At 45.9% G+C, this 23,638-nt stretch carries 10 protein-coding genes; 2 read left to right on the top strand and 8 right to left on the bottom strand.

Going from position 1 to position 23,638, the window contains the following annotated elements:
* Positions 1-304: 304 nt before the first annotated feature.
* The 3 genes from CLV98_RS03105 to CLV98_RS03120 all read right to left on the bottom strand — a co-directional run bounded on the left by CLV98_RS03105 (position 305) and on the right by CLV98_RS03120 (position 12,259).
* A complete protein-coding gene (locus CLV98_RS03105; protein ID WP_109672671.1) occupies positions 305-937 on the bottom strand; it encodes a response regulator in 633 nt (210 codons plus the stop codon).
* A 204-nt stretch (positions 938-1,141) separates the two neighbouring features.
* Positions 1,142-8,854, bottom strand: coding sequence for a T9SS type A sorting domain-containing protein (locus tag CLV98_RS03110; RefSeq protein ID WP_158281192.1), 7,713 nt, complete (start codon positions 8,852-8,854; stop codon positions 1,142-1,144).
* A 963-nt stretch (positions 8,855-9,817) separates the two neighbouring features.
* Positions 9,818-12,259, bottom strand: coding sequence for a zinc-dependent metalloprotease (locus CLV98_RS03120; protein WP_109673052.1), 2,442 nt, complete (start codon positions 12,257-12,259; stop codon positions 9,818-9,820).
* Positions 12,260-12,548: 289 nt separating this feature from the next.
* Between CLV98_RS03120 and CLV98_RS03125 the strand changes: the two genes are divergently transcribed.
* Both CLV98_RS03125 and CLV98_RS03130 read left to right on the top strand, forming a co-directional pair.
* The gene (locus CLV98_RS03125; RefSeq protein WP_109673053.1) at positions 12,549-14,198 is read left to right on the top strand and encodes an ArnT family glycosyltransferase; all 1,650 of its coding nucleotides are present in this window, start codon (positions 12,549-12,551) and stop codon (positions 14,196-14,198) included.
* A gap of 110 nt (positions 14,199-14,308) precedes the next feature.
* On the top strand, positions 14,309-14,887 hold the full coding sequence (locus tag CLV98_RS03130; protein ID WP_109672676.1) for a Fic/DOC family protein: 579 nt from the start codon (positions 14,309-14,311) through the stop codon (positions 14,885-14,887).
* Here the strand turns inward: CLV98_RS03130 and CLV98_RS23375 are convergent.
* The 5 genes from CLV98_RS23375 to CLV98_RS03150 all read right to left on the bottom strand — a co-directional run bounded on the left by CLV98_RS23375 (position 14,871) and on the right by CLV98_RS03150 (position 23,636).
* Positions 14,871-15,026 carry a hypothetical protein gene (locus CLV98_RS23375; RefSeq protein ID WP_158281193.1) on the bottom strand — a complete coding sequence of 52 codons (156 nt, stop codon included), beginning with the start codon at positions 15,024-15,026 and terminating at the stop codon, positions 14,871-14,873. The genes CLV98_RS03130 and CLV98_RS23375 overlap by 17 nt on opposite strands.
* 62 nt (positions 15,027-15,088) lie before the next feature.
* Positions 15,089-17,014 (bottom strand): sulfatase family protein, encoded by a 1,926-nt coding sequence (locus tag CLV98_RS03135; protein ID WP_109672678.1) that lies wholly within the window; start codon positions 17,012-17,014, stop codon positions 15,089-15,091.
* Positions 17,015-17,017: 3 nt separating this feature from the next.
* Positions 17,018-18,616, bottom strand: a complete 1,599-nt coding sequence (locus CLV98_RS03140; protein WP_229203176.1) for a sulfatase family protein — start codon at positions 18,614-18,616, stop codon at positions 17,018-17,020.
* A gap of 121 nt (positions 18,617-18,737) precedes the next feature.
* A complete protein-coding gene (locus tag CLV98_RS03145) occupies positions 18,738-20,192 on the bottom strand; it encodes a RagB/SusD family nutrient uptake outer membrane protein (protein ID WP_109672680.1) in 1,455 nt (484 codons plus the stop codon).
* Between the two features lie 21 nt (positions 20,193-20,213).
* A complete protein-coding gene (locus tag CLV98_RS03150) occupies positions 20,214-23,636 on the bottom strand; it encodes a SusC/RagA family TonB-linked outer membrane protein (protein WP_109672682.1) in 3,423 nt (1,140 codons plus the stop codon).
* Between the last annotated feature and the right edge of the window lie 2 nt (positions 23,637-23,638).

Genomic DNA, 23,638 nt, shown 5'->3' on the forward strand with positions numbered 1-23,638 from the left:
AGCGGTGCCCCAATTGGGTCGTATATAGCAAGAATTTACATTTGTACCAGAATAGAACGTTTTGCCTCTTTTGTACTAACTAATTTTACTCTCGAGTGCTATGCTTGTTTCTGGAGTAACCATATTGAATAAACATGCCTGAAATAGATGCGAGTGACGTTGCTATTCCATATTAGCCTGTGACGGTTTTGACCCAAGTCACATTTGCATACGTCCTTTTGGTCGTTGCTCTGGGCTTGTCTGTCCTAGTTTGATTATTAACCAAACTCTGGTAGACTAAAGGTAACCGATAACGACAGTCTTTTCAAACCAGCCTCTCTCTGATTGCCAGACTGATGGCTTCCGTAGCACTGTTTACGTAAAGCTTATCGTAGATATTTCTTATATGATTGTTTACCGTGTTGTAGGAAATGTTACACTCGGCGGCGATTAATTTGTAACTATAACCCTTGGTTAAGTAGGCAAGAATTTCCTTTTCGCGGACGGTAAGATGGTAATCTTTTTTTGATTGTACTTCATTGGCGAAGTACCGCAGTACCTGGGTGGCGATGCTGCCCGTCATAGGCGCTCCGCCTTCTAAAGCCTCTTTTAAGCTTTCCAAAAATTTTTCCGGGGCTGTTTTTTTTAACAGATATCCGTTGGCTCCAGCACGAAGGCTGTCGAATATCCGATCGTCTTCCTCAAAGTTAGTTTGCATCAGGACAGGGAGCTCCTCAAAATTGCTTCGTATCATTTTGGTTGCTTCAATACCGTTTATCCCTGGCATATCGATATCCATAAGAACAAGGTCCGGTTTGGAACCTGCAATATCTGCTACCAGATTATTGGCATTGATAAAGGTACCCGTGCAGGTAAACTCAGGTGACAGATTCAGGAGCATGGCCACACTGTTAAGCCTTTCTTGATTATCGTCGAAAATAATGATTCTTGATGTCATGGTGTAAAATTAACAAATAAGAATGTTGAAGCACTTAGCAAATATTTGCCAACATCACCAGACAGTGAACGGCTTGTCTCGTTGAAATAGCTTACTTTTTTAAAAGGTTGTCCAATTTTAGTGAAGTAGTTGTAATGCTAAACAATAGAAACTGCGAAAATGTAATTTCTATTGTTAACGAGTAATAGCTAATAATCAGAAAAACTACTCTTTAATTACTTTCCTAATTTCAGAGATAAATCCATTCTCGAATTTTACAAAATTGATACCCGGATTCAGTTTTTCTATTGAAATTTTATTCAATCCAATTTGTAAAAGGTTACTTTTTACAGATATTACTCTGCCACTTAAATCATAGGTAGTTATGGTCCAGGTTCCTGTTTCTAGTGCATTAATTTCAATAGATGCTTTGCCCGTACTTGGGTTGGGATAGAAATCACCTACCATAGCTGTTTCTGCATGGCTATCTATTGCTATAATCTTCGAGAAGCTGTAGGTACCATCTAGATCTATCATTTTGAGGCGATAATAGGCGTTACCATTGGGTGCGTCCGAATCAAGGAACATATAATTTCCGGACTCATTGGATACCTGTTTGCCTATTTTTTCAAATACTCGTGCGTTCGTACTTCTCTGTATTTCGAAATGGCTGAAATTGACCTCGGAGCTGGTTTTCCAGTTTAGCTCAGTGTCTTTCTCAGTGGCTTTTCCTGTAAAATAAATCAAAGTAACGGGCAAAGGCTGTGAAATTGATTTAGCTAAAAAACCACTAAAACCCGTAACAGGGAAGGTTACCTCCCAAATGGAATTTGCTGCATTCCAAACAAAAGTGTGATCATCTACATTCCAGACCTTTCCTTCTCCTGGAATATACGTTGGTGAACCCGTGTAGCCCAAGCCTGTCGGACTGGTTCCCGCGTACTTAATAATTTGAAAATTAGCAATTTTTGACAAATCAGATGGGCTGGTGGGCAATAAGCCATTCGTTAAAGTTCCATTATAAGCATTGAAATCGGCTTGTGTGAAATATAAGGTTATGGTACCAGTTGCCGCATCTGGGCTGGTATTTGGTGTAATTTCATAATGCCTTGGCACATAACTAAATGGTGGGGTTGTTTCGAGCCAACTTTTAACAGTGGCAATAGTAAAGCCTGTTGTGGGCACTACCTTGGCGATATATTGACAGTCATTGGCTATCAAAGGCGTTGTCGCTACATTTTGCGTATTTGTTGTAGCTGCTGTAGGGAGCGAAACCTGGATTACATTTATAGTTATTGGTGTTGAAGAAACTTTTAATGCACTATTGGTACAGCTTACTTCGCAATAAAAAAGATCAGTCGTTGAAATTGTTGTCGTAAGATTGGCATCTGTTGCGCCTATAATAGCCCCGCCATTATTGAACCATTGATATGTGATTCCCTTGGTGTTTGCCGGAGGAGATGACAGTGACAAGGTAATGCTTGTACTGGCGCACACATTGTTTTGGCTGACGACCGTATTTCCAGCAGTAGGCGTGTCACTACAATCCGGAAGAACAATATTTACAAAGTAATCTTCAGTTTCACCCTTGGTATATTCACCGCATGCGGAGGTCATTGGCAGCGCTCCATCTCTGGCAGTAATTACTCTCATACGCGTTAGGCCAGGTAAGGCGTTCGCAGGGACGATAAATGAACCCGATTCTGTATATGAGGGACGCAAAGGATAACTTGGAGAACTGAAGACTCTCTCATCAGGAGCGTCAAAAACACCATTGTGGTTAAAATCGATCCACATAGAAGTTGCCATTGGGCCATAAGCATTACAAGCAGTTATTAAAATGGAAAATGGAATAGTCGCTATTATTGGAAGATCGGGGGCGGACACCAAAGTTGTATAATCTGCATATTTCCTTAACACAGATCCTGGACCACCAGTTTGGTCACAATTTGAAGAGTTATTTAAAGTGCCAACAGTAACATTGAATATTTTTTCGTAATTGAGATCAGTAGGGCCAGAAACACAAGAACTATATAGATAGGGCGCTAACACAGTAACTGGCGTTGATGCTGTTGTTAAATTACCATTGGGACAAGTAACCTTACAATAAAAATGATCTGCTTTGGTAATGGTTGAACTATATGTTTCATTGGTCGCACCGGCGATTAGTCCTGCATCGTTGTACCATTGATAAGTATTACCAGATGTAGCAATTAAAGGACTCAGGGAAAAAGTGAAATTAACTTCAGAGTCAACCGGATTTTGAGTAGCTATTGTGTTCATTTGTACTGGGCTGCCACTACAAACTAAGGGTACTGCTATATCAACTAAATAATCTTCTGTTTCTCCATTACTATAATTTTCACAAGCAGAATTTACGGGGAAAATACCCTCACTGGTAATAATTCTCATACGAGTACTACCTGTTAAAGAGGTTCCGGGAATCGTGAACGTACCAGTTTGCGTATAGTTTTTAAAATTCTGCCCTGTTGATTGATAGGCCAGTTCACCCGGGCTATCGAAAGCTCCGTCACGGTTATAATCAATCCAGATCGAAGTTTGGGTAAAATAGGTGCTTGCACCTATTTCTACTGAAAATGGAATCGTAGCTAATTGATTAAATACCGGTGCAGCGACCAAGGTTGTGAAGTCGGAATACCGATTTAATATGGATCCGGGCCCTCCCGTTTGAGAACTGTTCGATGAATTGTTTAGTGTTCCTGCCGTTACATTATAAATATCGATCGATTCGGCACCGTTGGCTATAGAAGGACAATAGCACTTTAAGACAGCAACCGGCGCTGATGTTGTTGTTTGATTGCCGTTGGGACAGGTAACTTTACAATAAAAATTATCTGGACTTGTAATTGTTGTCGTGTAAGTTTCATTTGTAGCACCGGCAATTAAGCCAGCGTCATTATACCATTGAAACGTGTTGCCGGTAGTAGCAACAAAAGGACTTAGAGAGAAAGTATACGTTGATTCGGGACAAACCGAAGTGGCTACCGTTTTCATTGGTATCGGGCTACCACTGCAAGCAGGAGTTGGTACAATATTTACAAAATAATCTTCTGTTTCTCCCGCACTATACTCACCACAGGCAGAGGCCATTGGCAAGCCTCCGTCTCTGGCAGAAATAATCCTCATCCGGGTCAGGCCAGTCAAAGCATCCCTTGGAACTGTAAATGAACCTGATATTGGAGCTTCGTTAGGCAAAACATAAGATGGAGAGTTATACACCCTTTCTTCAGGAGCATCAAAAACACCATTATGGTTAAAATCGATCCAGATAGAAGTTGAAAAATAATTGCCGACGCCGCACCTACCTGTTGCAATAGAAAATGGGATAGTGCCTAATATGGGTAGCTCCGGGGCAGCGACTAACCGGGTATAATCTGAATACTTGTTTAGTACTGACCCTACACCGCCAGTTAGGTTACAATCAGAGGAATTATTTAATCCTCCAACAGTTACATTATATATTTCTTCCCACTCAGAAGTAGTAGCGGTAGAAACACAGGAACAGTAGAGGTAGGGGCCTTCTATAGCAACGGGAGTTGACGTTGTTGTTTTGTTACCATTGGGACAAGTAACTTTACAGTAAAAATTATCCGCTTTTGTAATTGTGGCTGTATACGTGTCATTTGTAGCACCGGCGATCAGGCCAGCATCATTATACCATTGATACGTGTTACCTGTAGTAGTTATTAAAGGACTGAGGGAAAAAGTAAAACTTACGGTAGGGCAGACCTGGTTTTGAGTTGCTATTGTGTTGGTTTGTATGGGTGCACCACTACAAGCAGGAGGTACTGCGATGTTCACTAAATAATCTTCTGTTTCTCCATCAATATAATTTTCACAAGGAGAACTTATTGGATCACTACCATAATTAGTAACGATTCTCATACGGGTAATACCTGTTGAAGCGGTTATTGGAATTCTGAAAGAACCGCTGGCAGTATAATTGCCCCAAATTATTGCTGTCGTCTGATACACCAGTTCCCCCGGGCTCTCAAAAGCTCCATTACGGTTATAATCAATCCAGATAGATGTGTGGGAATAAAAGTCGCTTGCACCATTTTGTACTGAAAAAGGAATCGTAGCCAATTGATTAAATACCGGCGCAGCTACTACGGTTGTATAGTCGGAATATCTATTTAATATCGATCCAGGCCCTCCGGTTTGAGAATCGTTACTTGAGTTGTTTAATGTTCCCGCTGTTACATTATAAATTTCTAGTCTCCTGGTGGCAGTTGCCCCAGAGGTGCAATAGCATTTATCAAAGGTTTTTAAACTAATAGCGACCGGAGTTGATTGCCCCGTTTGTCCACTTTGGACACAAGTAACCTTACAATAATACGCATCAGTAGCTGTAATTGTAGCTGTATAGGTTGCTTTAGTAGCACCCTCAATAGCGCCCGCATTATTAAACCATTGATAAGTAAGCCCGGCAAAAGCATGACCATCAGGTGTAGATAATGATAACGAGAGGTCAATGCTTGAATTAAGGCAAACAGTGGTTTGACTTGCTATTGTATTTCCCGGTTCAGGTAGGCCATTGCACTGCACTGGTGCTAGAATATTTACATAATAATCTTCTGTTTCACCCGCACCATACTCACCACAAGCGGAGAGCATTGGCAACCCTCCATCTCTGGCACAAATAATTCTCATGCGAGTCAGGCCGGGCAAAGTACCTGCTGGAATTACGAATGAGCCAGATGCGGTATAAGATATAGCAAAGGTGTGTTCGTCAGAATTAAATACTCTTTCAATCGGAGCATCAAAAACACCATTATGGTTGTAATCGATCCAGATAGAAATTGACGTCCCTGCAAATCCACCACAAGCACCTGTTGTTACCGAAAAGGGAATGGTATTTGATGCAGCCAGATTCGGTGCAGAAACCAAGGTCGTGTAGTCTGAAAATCTTTGTAATGCAGAACCCGGGCCACCAGTCTGGTTGCAATCAGAGGAATTAGTTAAACTGCCTACAGTTACATTAACTATATCTTCGTAAGCGGGAGTATCAGAAATAGAAACACAAGGACAATAGAGATAGGGCTCTCGTACAGCAACTGGTGTTGAGGTAGTTGTTTTGTTAGCATTAGGACAGGTAACTTTACAGTAAAAGTTATCTGCTTTTGTAATCGTTGCAGTCAATGTTTGATTTGTAGCCCCTGCAATTAAGCCAGCATCATTATACCATTGATAGGTGTTACCGGTAGTCGTAATTAAAGGACTTAGGGAAAAAGTAAAACTTACAGTAGGGCAGACCGGATTTTGAGTGGCTATCGTATTCGTTTGTATTGGGCTGCCACTACAAGCAGGAGGGACGGCAATATTTACTAAATAATCTTCTGTTTCTCCATAAGTATAATTTTCACACGCAGAATTTAAAGGTGTAGAACCGTAGCTGGTAATCACTCTCATACGCGTGTCACCTGTTAAAGCGGTGATGGGAATGGTAAAGGAACCGGTTAAAGTATAAGTTCCAAAATTTCCTCCTGCTGTCTGATAGGCCAGTTCTTCTGGGCTATCAAAAGCACGATTGTGGTTATAATCAATCCAGATAGCAGTATGAGTATAATAGCTACTTCTAATTTGTACAGAGAACGGGATCGTTGCTAATTGATTAAACACTGGTGCAGCCACTATGGTCGTATAGTCGGAATATTTATCCAACACGGATCCAGGCCCTGCGATATGGATATCGTCACTTGAATTGTTTAGTGTTCCGGCTGTTACATTAAAAATCTCTACCTGACCGGTATTGGTAGCCATAGAAGCGCAATAGCATTTTATGACAGCAACCGGAGTCGATGTTGTTGTTTTATTACCATTGGGACAGGTGATTTTACAATAGAAACTATCCGAACCTGTAATTGTTGTCGTATAGGTTGCATGGGTTGCCCCTGCAATTAAGCCAGCATTATTATACCATTGGTACATGTTACCGGTAGTGGTGATTAAAGGACTTAAAGAAAAAATGTGCTTGGATTCAGTACAAACCGGCGTGGCTATTGTTGCAGTTTGTATAGGGGGGCCATTACAAGGAGTCGCCGCTGCAATATTTATGATGTAATCTTCTGTTTCTCCGTTAATGTAATTTTCACAAGCCGAATTTGCCGGATCAAGACCTTCAATCGTAACAACTCTCATACGAGTAATACCTGTTAAAGCGATTAAAGGAATCGTAAAAGAACCATTTTGGGTATAACTTCCTGAATTTACTCCTGTTGATTGAAATACGCGTTCACCGGGATCCTCAAAAGTGCCATTATGGTTATAATCGATCCAGATGGAGGTTTGAGAATAATAGTTGCTTGCCCCGATTTGCACTGAAAATGGGATGGTAGCCAATTGACTAAATACGGGTGCCGACACTAAGGTGGTAAAGTCGGAATATCTATTTAATATGGATCCAGGCCCACCGGTTTGAGACAGGGTAGTTGAATTGTTGAGTGTTCCTGCTGTCACATTATAAATGTCCAGACCACCCGTACTGGTAGCCATCGAAGTACAATAGCATTTATCAAAGGTTTTTAAACTTATAGCAACCGGAGTCGACTGCCCAGTTTGCCCACTTTGGCTACACTTTACCTTACAATAAAATTCATCAGCAGCTGTAATTGTTGCTGTATAGGTTGGTTTCGTAGCGCCCGGGATAGCTCCTGCACTATTAAACCATTGATATGTAAGCCCGAGAAAGGCATCGTCGTTAAGTGTAGATGATGATGAATACGACAAATCAATATTGGTGTTGAGGCAAGCAGTGGTTTGACTGGCAATTGTATTTCCCGGTGCGGGTACACCACTGCAATACACGGGTTCAACAATATTTACGAAATAATCTTCTGTCTCGCCCACTTCATAGCTTCCACAAGCAGAGGCCTGAGGAATACTCTCACCTTTCGCAATTATAACTCGCATTCGCGTTAGGCCTTTCAAAGCACTTTCCGGAATGATGATGGCACCGGTTAGGGTAAGGGGTTTGTTTAAACTAACGCCTGAGTTGTATACACGCTCACCTGGCGCATCAAAGCTCCCATTGTGGTTATAATCGATCCAAATCGATGTTGAGCTTACACTGATACTTCCACAGGGGCCGAGTTCGATGGAAAAAGGGATTGGATTTAGTTGCTTAAGATCCGGGGCAGGAATGGTTGTATAATTTGAATACCTGTATTGTATGGAGCCCGGACCACCCGTTGGATCACAAGTTGAGGAATTATCTAGGGTGCCTATTTTTACATTAAATATCTTGTCGCCATTAGCCGCATTTGAAGCAGAAGAACAGGAACAGTAAAGATAAGGATCATGTATAGCAACCGGGGTTGAGGCCGTTGTCTTTGCACCAGTGGGACAGGTAACCTTACAATAGAAATTATCTGCCCTTGTAATTGTTGCTGTATATGTAGCACTGGTGGCACCTGCAATTAAGCCTGCATTATTATACCATTGATAGGTGTTGCCGGTAGTAGTAATTGACGGACTCAGGGAAAAAGTAAAACTTACAGTAGGGCAAGCCTCATTTTGGGTTGCTATCGTATTCGTTTGTATTGGGCTGCCACTACAAGCTGGAGGTATTACAATATTCACCAAATAATCTTCTGTTTCTCCGTAACTATAATTTTCACAGCCAGAATTTAATGGAGTAGAACCGTAGCTGGTAATCACTCTCATACGCGTATTACCTGTTAAAGCGGTTATGGGAATCGTGAATGAACCGGTTAAAGTATAGGATCCAAAATTTCCTCCTGTTGTTTGAAATACCCGTTCACTCGCGCTCTCAAAAGTACCATTATGGTTATAATCAATCCAGATAGCAGTATGGGTATTATAACTACTTGCAATTTGTACTGAAAACGGGATCGTTGCTAGTTGATTAAATATCGGCGCAGCCACTAAGGTCGTATAGTCGGAATATTTATCCAACACGGATCCAGGCCCTCCGGTTTGGGTATGGTCACTCGAATTGTTCAGTGTCCCTGCTGTTACATTATAAATGTCTGCCTGACCGGTTTCGGTAGCCATAGAAGCACAATAAGTTTGTGCGTAAATGCTGCTTCCTGTAGCGTAAAGGAATAGGGTTAAGCATAACAACGACCGCCAGAATCTTTGAAGGAAGATGATAATCGACTTTGAGTATGAACCGTATAAGGTTTGGGGAATACTGATTTCTGCCTGGCATGTAAGCTTAATAGCATCGGTGGGGAGGTGCTGCTGATTTATACCCAGCCTTAAAGGATCAGGAAAATAAAGAGAAGTTTGCTTTTTCATTGTTGAGTTGGTCAGGCCTAATAGTCATTCTTTCGGGGCTATGCCAGCTTAGTCCTGGGTCATAACACGTAACAGTGCAAAAGAAATCAATCTCTTTACCTGGCACAATAGCAAATTCTTGCTATGTGCACATGGCTTACTATCCGTCGTAGAAAAGAAAAGGAGGAAGGTAAGCTTGGCGGTAAAAGGGGGGATACAACAGGAAGAAAAACCGAAGCTTCTTTTGAAAATTGGTGTATAAATGGGCGGATTTTATCAGAGAAGTTGCAGGAATTTGCTTCTGTATTGCATCGGAACGATGCATTCTGTGACTGGGGTGAAAGCTATGCTCTGTTAGGGGGCAATTCCACTTAATGAGTTCTGTGAAGGATGGTAGCACATGGTGTTGCTTGGTAAGCCGGCGCCCATCCCACTGTGATGCTAAACATTAAAAGCCTGAGGACAGAACATAAAAATCCCATGGTCGAATTTAAGGACGAAGAGGCCTTAATGGTTTTAAGACCAGCCTATTATGCGATTAATTAGAAATTTCGACATGAAATTCAGCATTTAGCCCCTTGAAATAGACCAAAAAGGCTCCCTTCCACAAGGAGCCTTTTTGGTCTGGATAAATGTCTTTTAAGCTTCTTTACCCTTTAGTATACTATCGATCCTTTCGGCCATATCCAGATAATGGGCCTTGACCACTGCTGGGCCCGATGCCGTCTTGAGTTTGGCAGTGATCAGACGCAAGTTGGCCTTTAGCAAGGCGTCTATATCGGTAGAGGTGGTTTTCTTATCCTTCAATATCGTTTCGACACGGCTCACGTAGCTTCTCTGAAGTTGACGTTGGATGGGGTCGGAAGAGCCCTTTGCCAGTACATCTTTCCAGATACCCTGAGATATGGTCGCGATCATTTCTTGAAGGGTATATACCTTCTCGGAGGGGTGCATCAGTTCATTGTCCAGCATCCTAGCCATAGCTTCGGGATTAAACACCCCCGCCAGGGCTCTGTTGTGGAGGCTGCCGATTTTATCGGTAACGCCCTTGTAGCTGATGCGCTGAACGATCTGTGGGTCGAGGAGCCATTCGGGGCTTACTAAGGCATATTGGGCCATCCACTCCGTGGCGGCGCGTTGGGTGTTGGCGGGTACGGGTTGGTATATGGCGCCCGGTTGGTCCTGGGTGCGGAGGGTCTGGTGTACTCCGCCGATATTGGTGGCTACATGGCCGATGTACCGGCTCCAAATCCCTAGCAGTTCTCCATAGATCTCCTCCAGGTCCTCGTAGTTTTCATCTGGCTTGGCGGTCCAGTCGATCAAGTTTTTCGCTACTATTTTCAAGTTTTTCAACCCATAAGTGCTGGCCTTTATGGCATCGGCACCCACCGACTCCGTCTGAGAATCGGGGTCGTAGCCACTGGATCCCGAGCCGAACTGGTAGATGGGGTCCTCCGAATGCTTAGAGACGAAATGGTGCAGAATCTGCTTTTCATCTTCTGGGGTAGTAACGTTAGGATACCAGCGGTAGCCATATTCGATGGCATAGTAATCGTAAGGTCCCATCTGCCGTACAAACCGGATGTCTTGATCGCCTGGTTGAGCTATATAGTTGAACCGGGCATAGTCCATAATGGTGGTGGCGATCCCGAACTTCTGAGTAAAACTTCCCGAACGCAGGCTGTCGGTCGGATAAGCCGAGCTGGCTTTCATATTATGGGGCAAGCCTAGGGCATGGCCTATCTCGTGGCTGATCACCCGGCGCATCATCTCTCCAATCTCTTCGGGTGAGGTATCCAAGGTGCGTGCGGTAGGGTTGGCAGCGCCAGTTTCTATCAGGTAGCGGTTGCGGTAGGAACGTAGGTGGTTGTGGTACCAGATGATATCGCTCTCGATGATCTCACCGGTCCGAGGATCGGATACGCTAGGGCCTACTGCGTTGCGGGTGGTGCTGGCTACATAGCGTACCACCGAATAGCGGGCATCTTCAGGGTTAAACTCCGGGTCTTCCTCCGGGGTAGGGGCATCTTTGGCGATGATGGCATTCTTAAAACCTGCGGCTTCAAAGGCTACCTGCCAATCCTCTATACCCTGCTTAAAATACTTTCTGAATTTTCGCGGCGTGGCCGGATCTAGGTAATAGACGATGGGCTTTACGGGCTCTACGAGCTCTCCGCGCAAATAAGCAGCCGGGTCCTTAGGAACCAGTTTCCAGCGGCGTAGGTACGTTTTGGTGTCCGATTTCAGGGCTTCAGAACTGTAATCCACTTTTTTGGTGGTGAACCATCCCACCCGTTCGTCATACAGCCTAGAGGTCATTTTATCCTCCGGGAGCAGGATCATCGACTGGTTCATTTGCAGGGTAAGGGTCTCGGCGTCTTTGTTGGCAGGAGGAGCCGCCGCCACATAAGTCATGGTATGCAGCACTTCTATATTGGTGGGGAAGGACTTGACAGTATCGATAAACGACCTACTTTTGTCCAGTCGGCTCACCTTATAGTCTTTCCGAAGGTTGGGATTTAGGCCCGACAGCGCCGGTACATCTTCCTCAAAAAGTTTACCCACTTGAATCAAATAACCGGTGCTATCGGTAGCACCCAGTTCGATATCGAAACCAAAAAGGATGGGGGAGAAGTTATTTTGCTGTACCGATTTCCCCAAAGGAATGGTGTCGTTGGCCACGTTGTCGAAGGAGATAGACTTCAATAGCAGCTTATCGTGCTTTACTTCCCAGCGTACCACCTGTTCGTTTACCTTGGAGCCCGCGTTCAGGTATGGACTTAAGTTCGCAGGGATTTGTGCGATCCTGGTCACCCACAAGAGGTCCTTTCCTATCAAATCCTTGGGGATTTCGTAGTAATATTTGTCCTGTACCTGATGCACCTGAAACAAGCCCAAATCGGTTATGGCCTTCTTGGTGATGATATCGGAATAGGTTTTTTTGTCGGATTTTTTTTCAGGTTTTTCAGAAGCTGTTTTCGCTATTTCGGAGGATATAGGCTTGCTTTTGCTTTTTTCAGGGTTTTTACAACCGAGCACCAGGGTGCATAAAACGGCTGCTAGGAGGTATCGATTCTTCACTATAAAGTTTATTTGATGTGGTGGGATAGAACTAGACGGCAATTTAAACAGTTTGCTCAGGTTTTTTATAAAATTCTTTTGACCCAACTTTGAACCGCCGTATAGTCCCCTGCTTCCTATTGCCAACGATTTAATATCGGTGATCTAGAGGCGTTGTACCCGTTAATGTCGTAATTTTGCGACTTATGCAAGGGCTGGATAGCCGCCAGCGGACGAATTGTATGGAGTTTTTTGAAAAAAATAATTGGACAGCATGCTGCTTGATAAAGAAAAAATAAGCCCATTCGCTATGGGACCATCGGATGGACAACGTTTGAATATTTTTGGCTTGTTGTTGATTGTGGCGATTTTATTCAATCTGCCAGCCCTCTGGCTGCCTATTATAGAGCCAGATGGAGCCTTATATGCCACGATTGCCAAGAAAATGGTAAGAGATGGGGATTGGCTCAATATGTATGGGAATGGGAGCGACTGGCTCGATAAGCCCCATTTTCCTTTTTGGGTGACTGCCCTGAGCTATTCCGTATTTGGAATCAATAGCTTCGCCTATAAACTACCTGCTTTTTTGTTTTGGTTGCTGGGGCTTCGTTTTACCTATTTGACGGGAAATTTGCTGTACAACAGGCGGGTAGCCGAGGTGGCCGTGCTCATTCAAGCCACGGCCTTGCACACGGTTTTGGCCAATTTTGACGTCCGTGCAGAGCCTTACCTCACCACTACGATCATAGGGGCTGTGTACTATATGTTGCTGCTCGATCGCGATTCGAGTGGGAAAGCCTTGGTGATGGCGGCCTTCTTTACCGCCGCCGCTCTCATGACCAAAGGGCTGTTCGTGCTCATTACCATAGGCGCCGGGTGGGGGATCTATTGGCTGGTGACGGCCCAGTGGAAATTCCTTGTCGACTGGCGCTGGTGGGCGTGGCTCGCCTTGAGCTTCATTTTTATTCTTCCTGAACTGTACGCCTTGTATGTGCAGTTCGATATGCACCCCGAAAAACTGGTGTTTGGGAAGTACGAGGTGTCCGGGATACGATTCTTCTTTTGGGATAGTCAGTTTGGCCGGTTCTTCAATACCGGGCCCATCAAAGGGTCGGGCGATCCGACCTTCTTTGTACATACCACCTTATGGGCTTTTTTGCCTTGGACGCTGGGACTGTTGGCAGCCCTTTTTTATAAACTGAGGCCTTCCCTCAAAGATGAGCCCAGGCGGTGGGTACTCCTCGGTAGCGTGGCTGTAACGTTCCTGCTTTTTTCACTGTCCAAGTTTCAACTACCTCATTATATTATCATTTGCTTTCCGTATATGGCCATTATTACGGCCAATGGGTTGGTTCAGTTGGACCTACATGCTCGACTGCGTGGGCTAATAATCAGTCAGAATATCATCTTCGGATTGGTGGTGGGCTTGGTTCTGGCCCTTAGCTACTGGGTGGGGCTTCCGCATTGGCCTTGGCTGATAGTAGGCGCTCTGTTGGCCATTGGGGCCGTTTTGGTAGGGAAACGAGCCAATGGGCTGGAGGCTATTATGGTGAAAGGAATGGTTACCTTCTGTCTGATTTCTGGCTTCTTATTTTTTATTTTTTACCCATTTTTGTTTAAATATCAGTCGGGTAGTGAGGTGGCCAAGCAGATAAAGGACGACTGGGCCGGTCTCCCCATAGGGACTTACGATAGCTTTTCCTATGCCTTCGAGTTTTATGCTCCTGGAGAGGTACAACTACTCGACCAGCAAGCCGATTTGGCCGCATTTTTAGAGACGAAACCTGCCCTGCTGTATACTTCCAAGGCCATAGCCGACAGCCTTACCGCCGCCGGATTGAAGACCCAGCTGATTACCGATTCGGAGCATTTCCATATCACCCGGCTGAAAGGTAAGTTTTTAAATCCCAAAACAAGGACAAGCACCTTGGAAGCGCGACGTTTGTTGCTTATTGAATAGGGGGTTTTTATTGCTTTTTGATGAGAAAATAGCGATCTTGTAACCAGTAAATACACCCTGGTAAAATAGCCTTCTGCCAGCGATTTCGACAGACAATATCCTTCCTACTGATGCAAGAAAATGTGAGTCCGCCTATTCTTCCTAATAAATTGGGTCTTACGACTTTTGAGGCCGTTGGGTTTTCGGAGTTTGAGGGTTTTTTGGAGGCGGAGATCCGGCTTACCGAAGCGTTGACGAGTCGTGCCAAATTCGACTTGAAATACATACTGGCTATGCATCGAATGGCTCTGGGGCATCTTTATCCGTTTGCCGGGAAATATAGGGATGTCAATATGTCGAAAGGGGGCTTTGTGTTTCCTTCGGCGCAGTTCTTACCCCAGTCCATGGAATTACTTCAGTCAGAAATACTCGGTAACATGCCGCATCGCTACAACGACCCAGAGTCGTTTATCGTCGATTTGGCAAAAGTACATGCTGAACTGCTATTTATCCATCCCTTTCGGGAAGGCAATGGGCGTACTGCCCGGTTATTGGCCAATCTGATGATGAGAAAGCAGGGCTATGCACCTCTTCGGTACGAGCGAATAGATGCCGAAGTGATGAAGGCTTATATAGGGGCGGTGCAAGCCGCCGCCAGTCAGGAATACCAGCCGATGGAGCGACTCATCCGATTTATCTTTCCAGTCTAGCTTCTATCTTTTCCAGGAGCCTCTGGGCCTCCAAAGGAGGGATGCTGATCCCTTCAATCTGAAAGGAAGCAATGGCCGACTCCACAATTTGTTGTCGTAGTTCGGCCTTAGAAGGGGTTGGATTGTTTTTTTTCTTCATAAAGTAAAAATAGGCATTCTGTAGTGGAATGCCTATTTTCTATTTGTAAGAATGATACCCTATTATTCGCTATAGGTCGGATTGTTGGGGACTAAGCCCAAGCTCCCTAGCACGTCTATACAGGCGGCTTTTACTTTATAAGCTGTCGAATGATCACCTTTTGGTAAGGAGGATAGGCGCTCATGCTGGGTCTTTACCGTTTCCACAAAGGGGGTTCTGTCGGTAAGGTACAATAGCTCGTTCACGGCCATCAGGGCCAGTTCAGGGTTGGGGGAGAGACATAGCGTTTTAAGCTCAGATTCCGCTTGTTTATCCTCAAACACTTCTACCAGGATAGACGATACAATGGCCTTAACGGGTGGATAGCTATCCGACAGCGCCGTTTGTAAGGAGTTTTTAAAGGGAAGAAGTGTCTCTTTATTTTGGGAATGAAGGCCCATAGCGGCCCAGTACCGTACCACCGGACTGGCGTCTGTTAGGAGTTTTACCTGCTGCTTGGCCGACTTCTTAGAACGTATCCCCGAGAGGGAGGCCGCAGCATACACCTTCTTAAAAGGATAGGTAGCGTCGGTGAGGCGGTAGGAATAGGGTGTTGTCGTCTTGGATAGTTGGGCTATTTCGTATTCAGGTAACAGTAGCACATCCCTAGCCTCCGTCAGGTTCTGGTCGAGGCGTTTTCTCATCTTACCCATAAGGGACTTGTAGGCTGGGTCCTGGGCCAAGTTTTTGGTTTCCCATACATCCTTCTCTATATCATAAAGCGATTCCGTTGGCCGAGGGGCGAACAGGCTACTCTGTAAGGCGTTAAGTTTGTTGTTGGCTAAGTCCATACGCATTTGCTGCTTAATATCACCGATTTCCATATAACGGATATATCGTGCCTCAGGCATATAGGGCATGTAGTTGCGGGAGTAAACGAAGCGGCCATCGGTGACGCTACGGACCAGGTCGATGCCGTTGTCGGAGCGGTCGGAGGATAAGACGAGGTGGTCACTGGGTTTCTGACGTTCTTTTCCCATCAGAACCTTACCTTTCATATGCTCAGGAGGAGTACCTCCTGCCAGGCTGATCAGGGTAGGGGCGAGGTCACTGAAGTCGATGAGTTCGTCGGTGATCATCCCACTTTTTTTCCATGGACTCAGATGCTTGTACATGTCGGGTATCCAGAGCACGAAAGGGACCCTATAGCCTAGGTTGATTCCGTTGGTCTTTCCTCTGGGCACGCCTTCGCCATGGTCAGCAAAGAAGAAGATAATGGTACTGTCGCGAAGCTTGTCTTGGTCCAATCGCTCCAAAATCTTTCCTATTTTGTTGTCGGTGAGCTTTATGGCGTTATATACCCTTGCAAACTGCTTCCGCATCTCTGGGCTGTCCCGATAAAAGGGCGGCATCTCGAAGGCATCTTCGGCTATCCGATCGGCTGCGGGAAGCTGGTCTAGGACATCCTTCTGGTACTGGGCATAGGTGTTGGTCATGGTGCGGGACTGGTGGGAGTCCATAATATTGAAAACCGCAAAGAATGGCTGTCCGGCTTTGCGTTTCCACCAGCCAGCCTTATTGGAGCTCTCGTCCCAGGCTTCGTCTATAAAGGCCTGGGTGTTGGCCACGTTATAATCGGTCTTGCTGTTATTGCTCGTATAATACCCTTGCTGCTGCAAATAGTAAGGGAATCCTTTGATGAAGTCGGGGACGGGGTAATTGCTCCGGTGGTTGCCGGTCCCTGCTTCGTAGGTTTTGACACCGGTAATTAGGGCCGTTCGGCTTGGAGAGCACACCGTTCCGGTGGAGAAGGCGTTGGTAAACCTTATGCCCTCCGAGGCCAATTGATCGATGACTGGCGTACGGGCATTTTTATTGCCATAGCACCCTATAAACTGCGGGGAGGTGTCTTCTATGGTGATCCAGAGAATATTGGGTTTAACTTGGGCCTGAGAAGGCAGAGCGACAGTAGCACAAAATAGTGCCACTGCCATGCGGAATACTTTCATAATTTATTGGTCTACTTTTTCGAAATCCGTTTCGTTGACCCATCCTGCCTTGATATCCTCACCGCGCATATAGCGTTCGTAGAAATTTCGGGTTTTAGCCTCGGAGTAAGGATAGTTGTCAAATACAGCTCCATTCCCAAACATACGGGGATCTTTCTGTTTTTTTAATTCTTCTTCCAACTGTTTTTTAAGGGATGCTTTTAACGTTTTGTATGCAGGGTCGTTGGCCAGGTTCTTTACCCCGTCGGGGTCCTGGTCGAATCGATAAAGTTCTTCGCTGCCTTTCTTGCCAAAAGCAAGCTTCCAGAAGCTATCGCTGGTGCCGTTGCGACGGGCTTGGAGTACCTCCGTTTTGGTAGGGCTACCATCGGTATCCAGATACCCCGTTTCGGGGTTCCCCCCAGGCCATCTGTCAGGCTGATAGTTGATGGTATATATATACTTGTCCTTGATGATGCCTCGTACAGGGTATCCCTGGTCATGAGGCCTACCTACATCGGTTCGTTCTTTTCCGACCAACATATGGTCCCGACCTAGGCCGGTCTGGCCCGATTTGCTCGATTGCAAAAGAGGCAGCAGGGACTTTCCTTCCACTTCTTGCATGGTACTCTGCTGATGGCTCACGCCGGCAGCTTCCAGGATGGTGGGGGCAAAGTCGTTGAAGCTGACGAAATCCTCAATTTTTCGCCCCTTGTTTGCAATGCCCTTGGGCCACATAATAGCGAGAGGAAGGTGGTTGTCGTATTCGTAAACGTGGCCTTTTACCCTAGGAAAAGGCATACCGTTGTCGGAGGTCACGATAACGATCGTGTTTTCCAACTCTCCTTTCTCTTTTAAAACAGACAGTATTTTTCCCAGATTTTGATCAAAATATTCTACTTCGAAGGCATAGTCCAACATATCGGTACGGACGGTTTCGTTGTCGGGCCAGTAGGCGGGTACCTTGTCAATGTCCGAGAGTTTCTTCTTGCTTTGGGTAAGCCCCGATCCGTAGGCATAGGACCGATGTGGCTCATGGCCCCCATACCAAAAACAGAAAGGACTGTCGTCGGTACGCTGATCCAGAAAATCTTTAAAATTGGCGGCATAGTCCGTAGAAGATATCGAAGAGGTAGGAGCCTGTAGTTTTTTGTCCTGATAGGCCTTCCCGGTGAGGAGTCGCGGTTTGCCATCTTTGCTGCCAGGATTTCCAGGGGACCATCCTTTTCCCGTATAGCCGGTCTGATAGCCGTTGGCTCCTAAGGCCTCCATCCAGGTGGTAAACTTCGCCGGAAAGTTAGGGACATGATTGGCGGCCTCTTCTAGTTGCCATGGGTTACGACCCGTAAGTATGCAGGATCGGGAAGGAGCACATTTGGCATTGGGTGTATAAGCATTTAAAAACAGGACCCCAGCTGCCGCCACTTCGTCAAAAGCTGGAGTCTGTACCCAGTCGGTTAGTCCGTAGGCGCTCATATGTTGATAGGAGGCATCGTCGGCTATGCAAAACAGGATATTCGGACGCTTTATGTCCTCCTGGCCGTGGCCCTGAGTTTTTTGACAGGCCATAGTCCACGACAATAGGGCGACCACGGCCAACGAATTTTTAAAAGATACCAGCATTTTAGTTGGTTTAAATATCATTTAACAAATATAGTATTTTGTCTTGTCATTGTGTCGGAAAGACGCAATTAAGTTGAATGAGGGGAGGATATTTCCTGCCCCTCATTCTTTTCTCAAATGGTTAAGGGTTTTGTTCCAGATTGGGGTTTAATATGAGCTCTTGCTGAGGGATAAAATAAACGACCCGAGGATCGGTAGGCTCTATGACTTGCGAATTTTGCCCACTTAGCAAATGGTACCCGGGATAGTTTCGCACCAAGGGTAGGTTGTTACGGAAAAGGTCGAATTTGCGCTGACATTCGAAGGCCAATTCCAGGTGTCTTTCTTCTAACACTGCCTCCAAAGCTGTGGCTTTGCCCTGCATATTAGCCGGGGAATAGTGCGCTGACTCGGAGAGTCCTGCTCGAGTACGGATCCGGTTGACGTCGGCCAGGGCCTCGACATCTCGATCCAGCTTGGCGAGGGCTTCGGCACGAATCAGGTATATATCGGCCAGCCGAAGGTATATCGGAGAGCTTAGGGTTTGGATACCATCCTGTCCCGAATACTTGTAAATAAAGTATTTGGGAATCCCATTGCGGTTGGCCAATACGAGTTTCCCGCTTGCATCTTTAATATAAAAGGGAGCGAAGAAGGTGCTCCTAACATCGGAAGGGTGTTGTCCGATCAGGTCTCTATAGGACTGCGATACGTACATTTCTCCCCAGCCTAGCCCACCGGTACCGTCGTACATCGAGCCAATAGAACCTTTCCCCAGGTCATCTACAGGGGTATGTTTAATGGCGAAAATCGTCTCGCTGCTTTCGTTGGATTGGCTGTAGTATTTTTTGAAGGTCTCAGTGTCTGCCAGATTGTATCGGCCGCTATCTATCACTTTATTGGCATACTCAACGGCCTTAGCATTTTCTCCTTTGAAAAGGTACACCCGAGAGAGTAAGGCATAGGCTACCTCTTTGGAGGCATAGCTGTTGCTTTTACTAACGGACATTAATGAAGCGGCCTGGAGTAGATCGGCGATGATAAAATCGTAAACCTCTTTGACGGTACTTCTCGGGGGAAGCGTTTTGACATCGGTATCTTTTCTGATCATCACGCCTAATCCTGCCCCATCATTCTGTGTATAAGGCCGGCCAAAAGTATTGACCAGGTCGAAATGCGCCATGGCTCTAAGGAACAGGTTTTCTCCCAACAGCTGATCCAGGGCAGGAGAGGTTTCTGGGCTGACATTTTCAATGACTTTATTGGCGCCATAGATCAACTCGTAAGCGCATCTCCAAAAGCCCGAGGTCTGGGTCATGTCTACAATATGCCGGTAGTTATAGGCAAAAAAGAAGGTGTTTCCCGTAGAGCCGCTTAGGGTTACGTTGTCACTGGCATATTCGGTCAGGAAGTGGTAGAAGGTAGCATATTCGAGGGTCTTTAATAGGCTATAATTCCCCGTGGTAGCGTCCTGGACTCCTTCTACCGTATTAAAGAGTGTCTGTGCTTCTTTTCCATTATAGGGTTCCAAGCCAAGTTCGCAAGAAGATAGTAGCAGCGCCGTCCAGATTAAAAGGATCGATAATAAACGTTTCATAATTGACGAGATGGTTTAAGGTTATAGGCCTATATTGATTCCAAAAAGAACCTTTTTGCTAATAAAGTAATTGGTGAGGCTTGCGGAAGGATTGTCTAAGGATACCTCTGGGTCCATTCCGCTAAACTTGGTCCAGGTAAGCAGGTTATCGCCCGAGACAAAAATGTTAAGACTGCCCAATTTTAGTTTTTCAATGAAAGCCTGCGGCAAATCGTAGCCTAGCCTTACGTTTCGTAATCGGATATAGCTCCCGTTTTCAAGGTATCTTGACGACATTTTGTTAGAATTGAGGTTACCACCGAGAACGGCCCTGGGGTATTTGGCGATGTCTCCAGGCTTTTCCCATCGTACATCGCCCGGGCGTAGGGCAATGCTGTTGGTAGTAGGGTAGGCTCCATCGGCGCCCAGATTTTCGCGAAGGGCATGGTTGATCTGGTTGCCCTGGGTGAAGGTAAAGAAGACGTCCAGATGAAGGCCTCGGTAGGAGAGGTTATTGGAAAAACCACCGGTAAATTTGGGTAACCCTCTGCCGACAATCTGTCGGGTAGCGAGGTTATAATTGTTGGTAGCCTCCCGGCTTTTTACGCTTCCATCCTCATTATAATGAACGATTTCCCATTGAGGGTCTCCCGTGGCCGGGTCTACGCCTAGCCATTTCCGCATAAACCAAGTGCCTAAAGGCTGTCCCACGATGACCCGGCGGGTTCCAAGGTCTATATCCTGGCCCTGGTATAGGGCCACTACCTTGTTGCGGTTAAAGCCTATGTTTAGATTGGAGGTCCAGGTAAAATTCTCAGTTTTTATATTCACCGTATTAAGCTCTAGGTCCAATCCTTGGTTACGAATCTGCCCCACGTTTTGTATCTGGGTTTTAAAGCCCGTGGCAGAGGAAAGGGGGACATCGAATAGCAGGTTTTTAGTGTCGCGTTGGTAAGCGTCTATAGAGAGTTCTATTCTATTGAAAAAGCCTATATTTAGTCCTAAATTGGTCGTATAGGCCTTCTCCCAGGTGAGGTCAGGGTTTTCTAAACGGGCGGGGATGGCTCCAGCCGTACCGTTGTACTGGGTAGAGTAGCTATACAAGGCCCTGCTTATAAAATCGGTAATGTTGGCGTTGCCGGTAGTTCCGTAGCTGGCACGGAGTTTCAACAGAGATATATACTTTGAATTTTTGATAAACGCTTCATTCGAGAGGATCCACGATCCCCCCACGGCCCAGAAGTTTCCATATTGATTGTTTTGTCCAAACTTGGACGATCCGTCTCGGCGTAAGGAAGCGGTAAGGAAATAGCGGTTGTTGTAGTTATAGTCTGCCTGGGTGAAATAGGAGTTGAAAGCGCTGCGGTATTTGGATCCTGCTATGGCCACTGGGTTAGCCGAAACGTCCATGACGTGCAGGCCTATCGGTACTCCGCCCCCGCTGCTGTTGGTAAAGTCGCCGTAATTGGATTGGAACTCCGCCCCTATCAATCCGGATATTCCGTGCGATCCGAAGTTATGACTCGCTTTAAGCAGATTAGAGTTTAGCAGACTTTGATCATAAATACTGTTGTTGCGCAGCAGTCCTTTGCGGATACCACCGGTAAGTGTTCTGGGATCATCATATATCTCGGCACGCTGATTCTTGAGGCTCACCCGGTTGGTGGTCGAAAAACTTAGCCAATCGTTGATATCATAATTCAGGACCAAGTCGGCCTGGACGTCGCTGGATCGGGATTTGCTATAGTTGTATTGCATCGGGTATAGGAAATTGAACCGGTCGCGGCCAAACCAATCCGACTCGGTTCCGATACGGATGCTCCCATCGTCGTTATAGGGGCGGTCGGTGGGGAGGTTGAAGTAGGTGGTATAAGCCCCACCACGGTCGCCAGAGTAATCGTAATTGGTGCCATCCATGCGTCCATTGATGCGTCCGGTTAGTCGTAGCCGCTGTGAAATTCGATGGTCTAGGTTCATGCGGAGGTTATAGCGCTCATAAGCCGAGGTGGTGATGGTGCCTTTTTCATGATAATAATTGCCACCGATGTAAAACTTGGTTTTTTCATCCCCTCCCGACACAGACACGTCATAGTTTTGAGTAAGGCCTTTCCGATATATCAGATCACTCCAGTTGGTATCGTAATTGAGCAGGCTCTCCGGGAAGTTGACTTGTAAATAATCGTCCAGACTGGTCGGTAGATTTTTGGAAGTCAGATAGGCATTGATTTCTTCGGGGCTTGGATTGGGATTGGTGGCTTCCAACTGCTGGATAAAGCCCTCTCTTTTACCATTATAATCGTTCACATAGAGGGGCCGGGTATAGTCGTAGTATTCTTGGGTATTCATCATTCTGAATTTCCCTCTCGAAATTTCACTAATACCAATAGAACTGTTGACTTGGATATTGGTTTTTCCAGACTTACCGCTTTTGGTGGTGATGACGATGACCCCATTGGCGGCCCGCGACCCATAGAGACCAGTGGCGGCGGCATCCTTCAGGACCGTTACCGATTCGATGTCGCTGGGGTTGGCAGTACCGCCAATCACCCCATCTACGACGTATAAGGGCCCTGCCCCTGCCGAAATAGTGCCCGTACCCCTGATGCGGATGGCTGGGTCAGCTCCCGGTTGCCCCGTTCCCGAGGATATCATTAGCCCTGAAGCTTTTCCTTGAAGCAAATTCCCCAAACTCGGACTCGTTACTCCTTTCAGTTTTTCGGCACTTACCACCGACACCGAGCTCGATAGCTGCGTTTGGTTTTTGGAACTGTAGCCAATCACCACGATTTCATCGAGGGCCTTGTTGTCGGGAGAAAGTTGTATGTTCAGTTGGGTCTGCTGACCTACCGTTACCTCCTTGGGGAGGTAGCCTACGAAACTAAAAATCAATAGGTCGGTAGGGTCGGAGACCTCTAGGCTAAAGTTCCCATCCGTATCGGTAATAGTGCCCGTTTGGGTACCTTTTATTACAATACTTACGCCCGGAAGAGGCTCCCCATTGTCGAGGTCGCTCACCTTGCCTTTAATGGTTATTTCAATGGGTGATGCCTCGATACGAGGGGCCGCCTTATTGCCGATCACCGTCTTGGTGGATGTGTTGGGTGTACTCTGGCTGGTTTTAAGGTTTTTAGACTCTGTGATCATATAGCTCTCACCCTTGTCCAGTTTCTGATATTGTAGCTTTAAAGGGGAAAGCAATTGATCCAAGTTTTTCTCTAGGCTCTTGCTGGGGTTAATGCCGGAAGAAGGCACCTCATAGGAGTCCAGATCCTTCCCGAAAAACAGCAAGTCGATGCCATATTGTTGTTTTAAAATGTTAAGGGCTTCTTTCAGTTTAATGGTTTTGCTTTGTCGGACAGGCTCGGAGCTTTTTCGTTGGACTTGCGCCAAAACCTGTGCTTGAATAGGGCATAGGCCCCCTGTCAGATGCCCAACTAGGAGCATCAGGAGTATTGCTTTTCTCATTT

The organism is Dyadobacter jejuensis (assembly GCF_003149085.1).
Taxonomy (GTDB): domain Bacteria; phylum Bacteroidota; class Bacteroidia; order Cytophagales; family Spirosomataceae; genus Dyadobacter; species Dyadobacter jejuensis.

Coding starts and splice junctions, on each gene's coding strand:
- CLV98_RS03105 (WP_109672671.1), bottom strand. CDS start 937: ATGACATCAAGAATCATTATTTTCGACGATAATCAAGAAAGGCTTAAC.
- CLV98_RS03125 (WP_109673053.1), top strand. CDS start 12,549: ATGGGACCATCGGATGGACAACGTTTGAATATTTTTGGCTTGTTGTTG.
- CLV98_RS03130 (WP_109672676.1), top strand. CDS start 14,309: ATGCAAGAAAATGTGAGTCCGCCTATTCTTCCTAATAAATTGGGTCTT.
- CLV98_RS23375 (WP_158281193.1), bottom strand. CDS start 15,026: ATGAAGAAAAAAAACAATCCAACCCCTTCTAAGGCCGAACTACGACAA.
- CLV98_RS03135 (WP_109672678.1), bottom strand. CDS start 17,014: ATGAAAGTATTCCGCATGGCAGTGGCACTATTTTGTGCTACTGTCGCT.
- CLV98_RS03140 (WP_229203176.1), bottom strand. CDS start 18,616: ATGCTGGTATCTTTTAAAAATTCGTTGGCCGTGGTCGCCCTATTGTCG.
- CLV98_RS03145 (WP_109672680.1), bottom strand. CDS start 20,192: ATGAAACGTTTATTATCGATCCTTTTAATCTGGACGGCGCTGCTACTA.
- CLV98_RS03150 (WP_109672682.1), bottom strand. CDS start 23,636: ATGAGAAAAGCAATACTCCTGATGCTCCTAGTTGGGCATCTGACAGGG.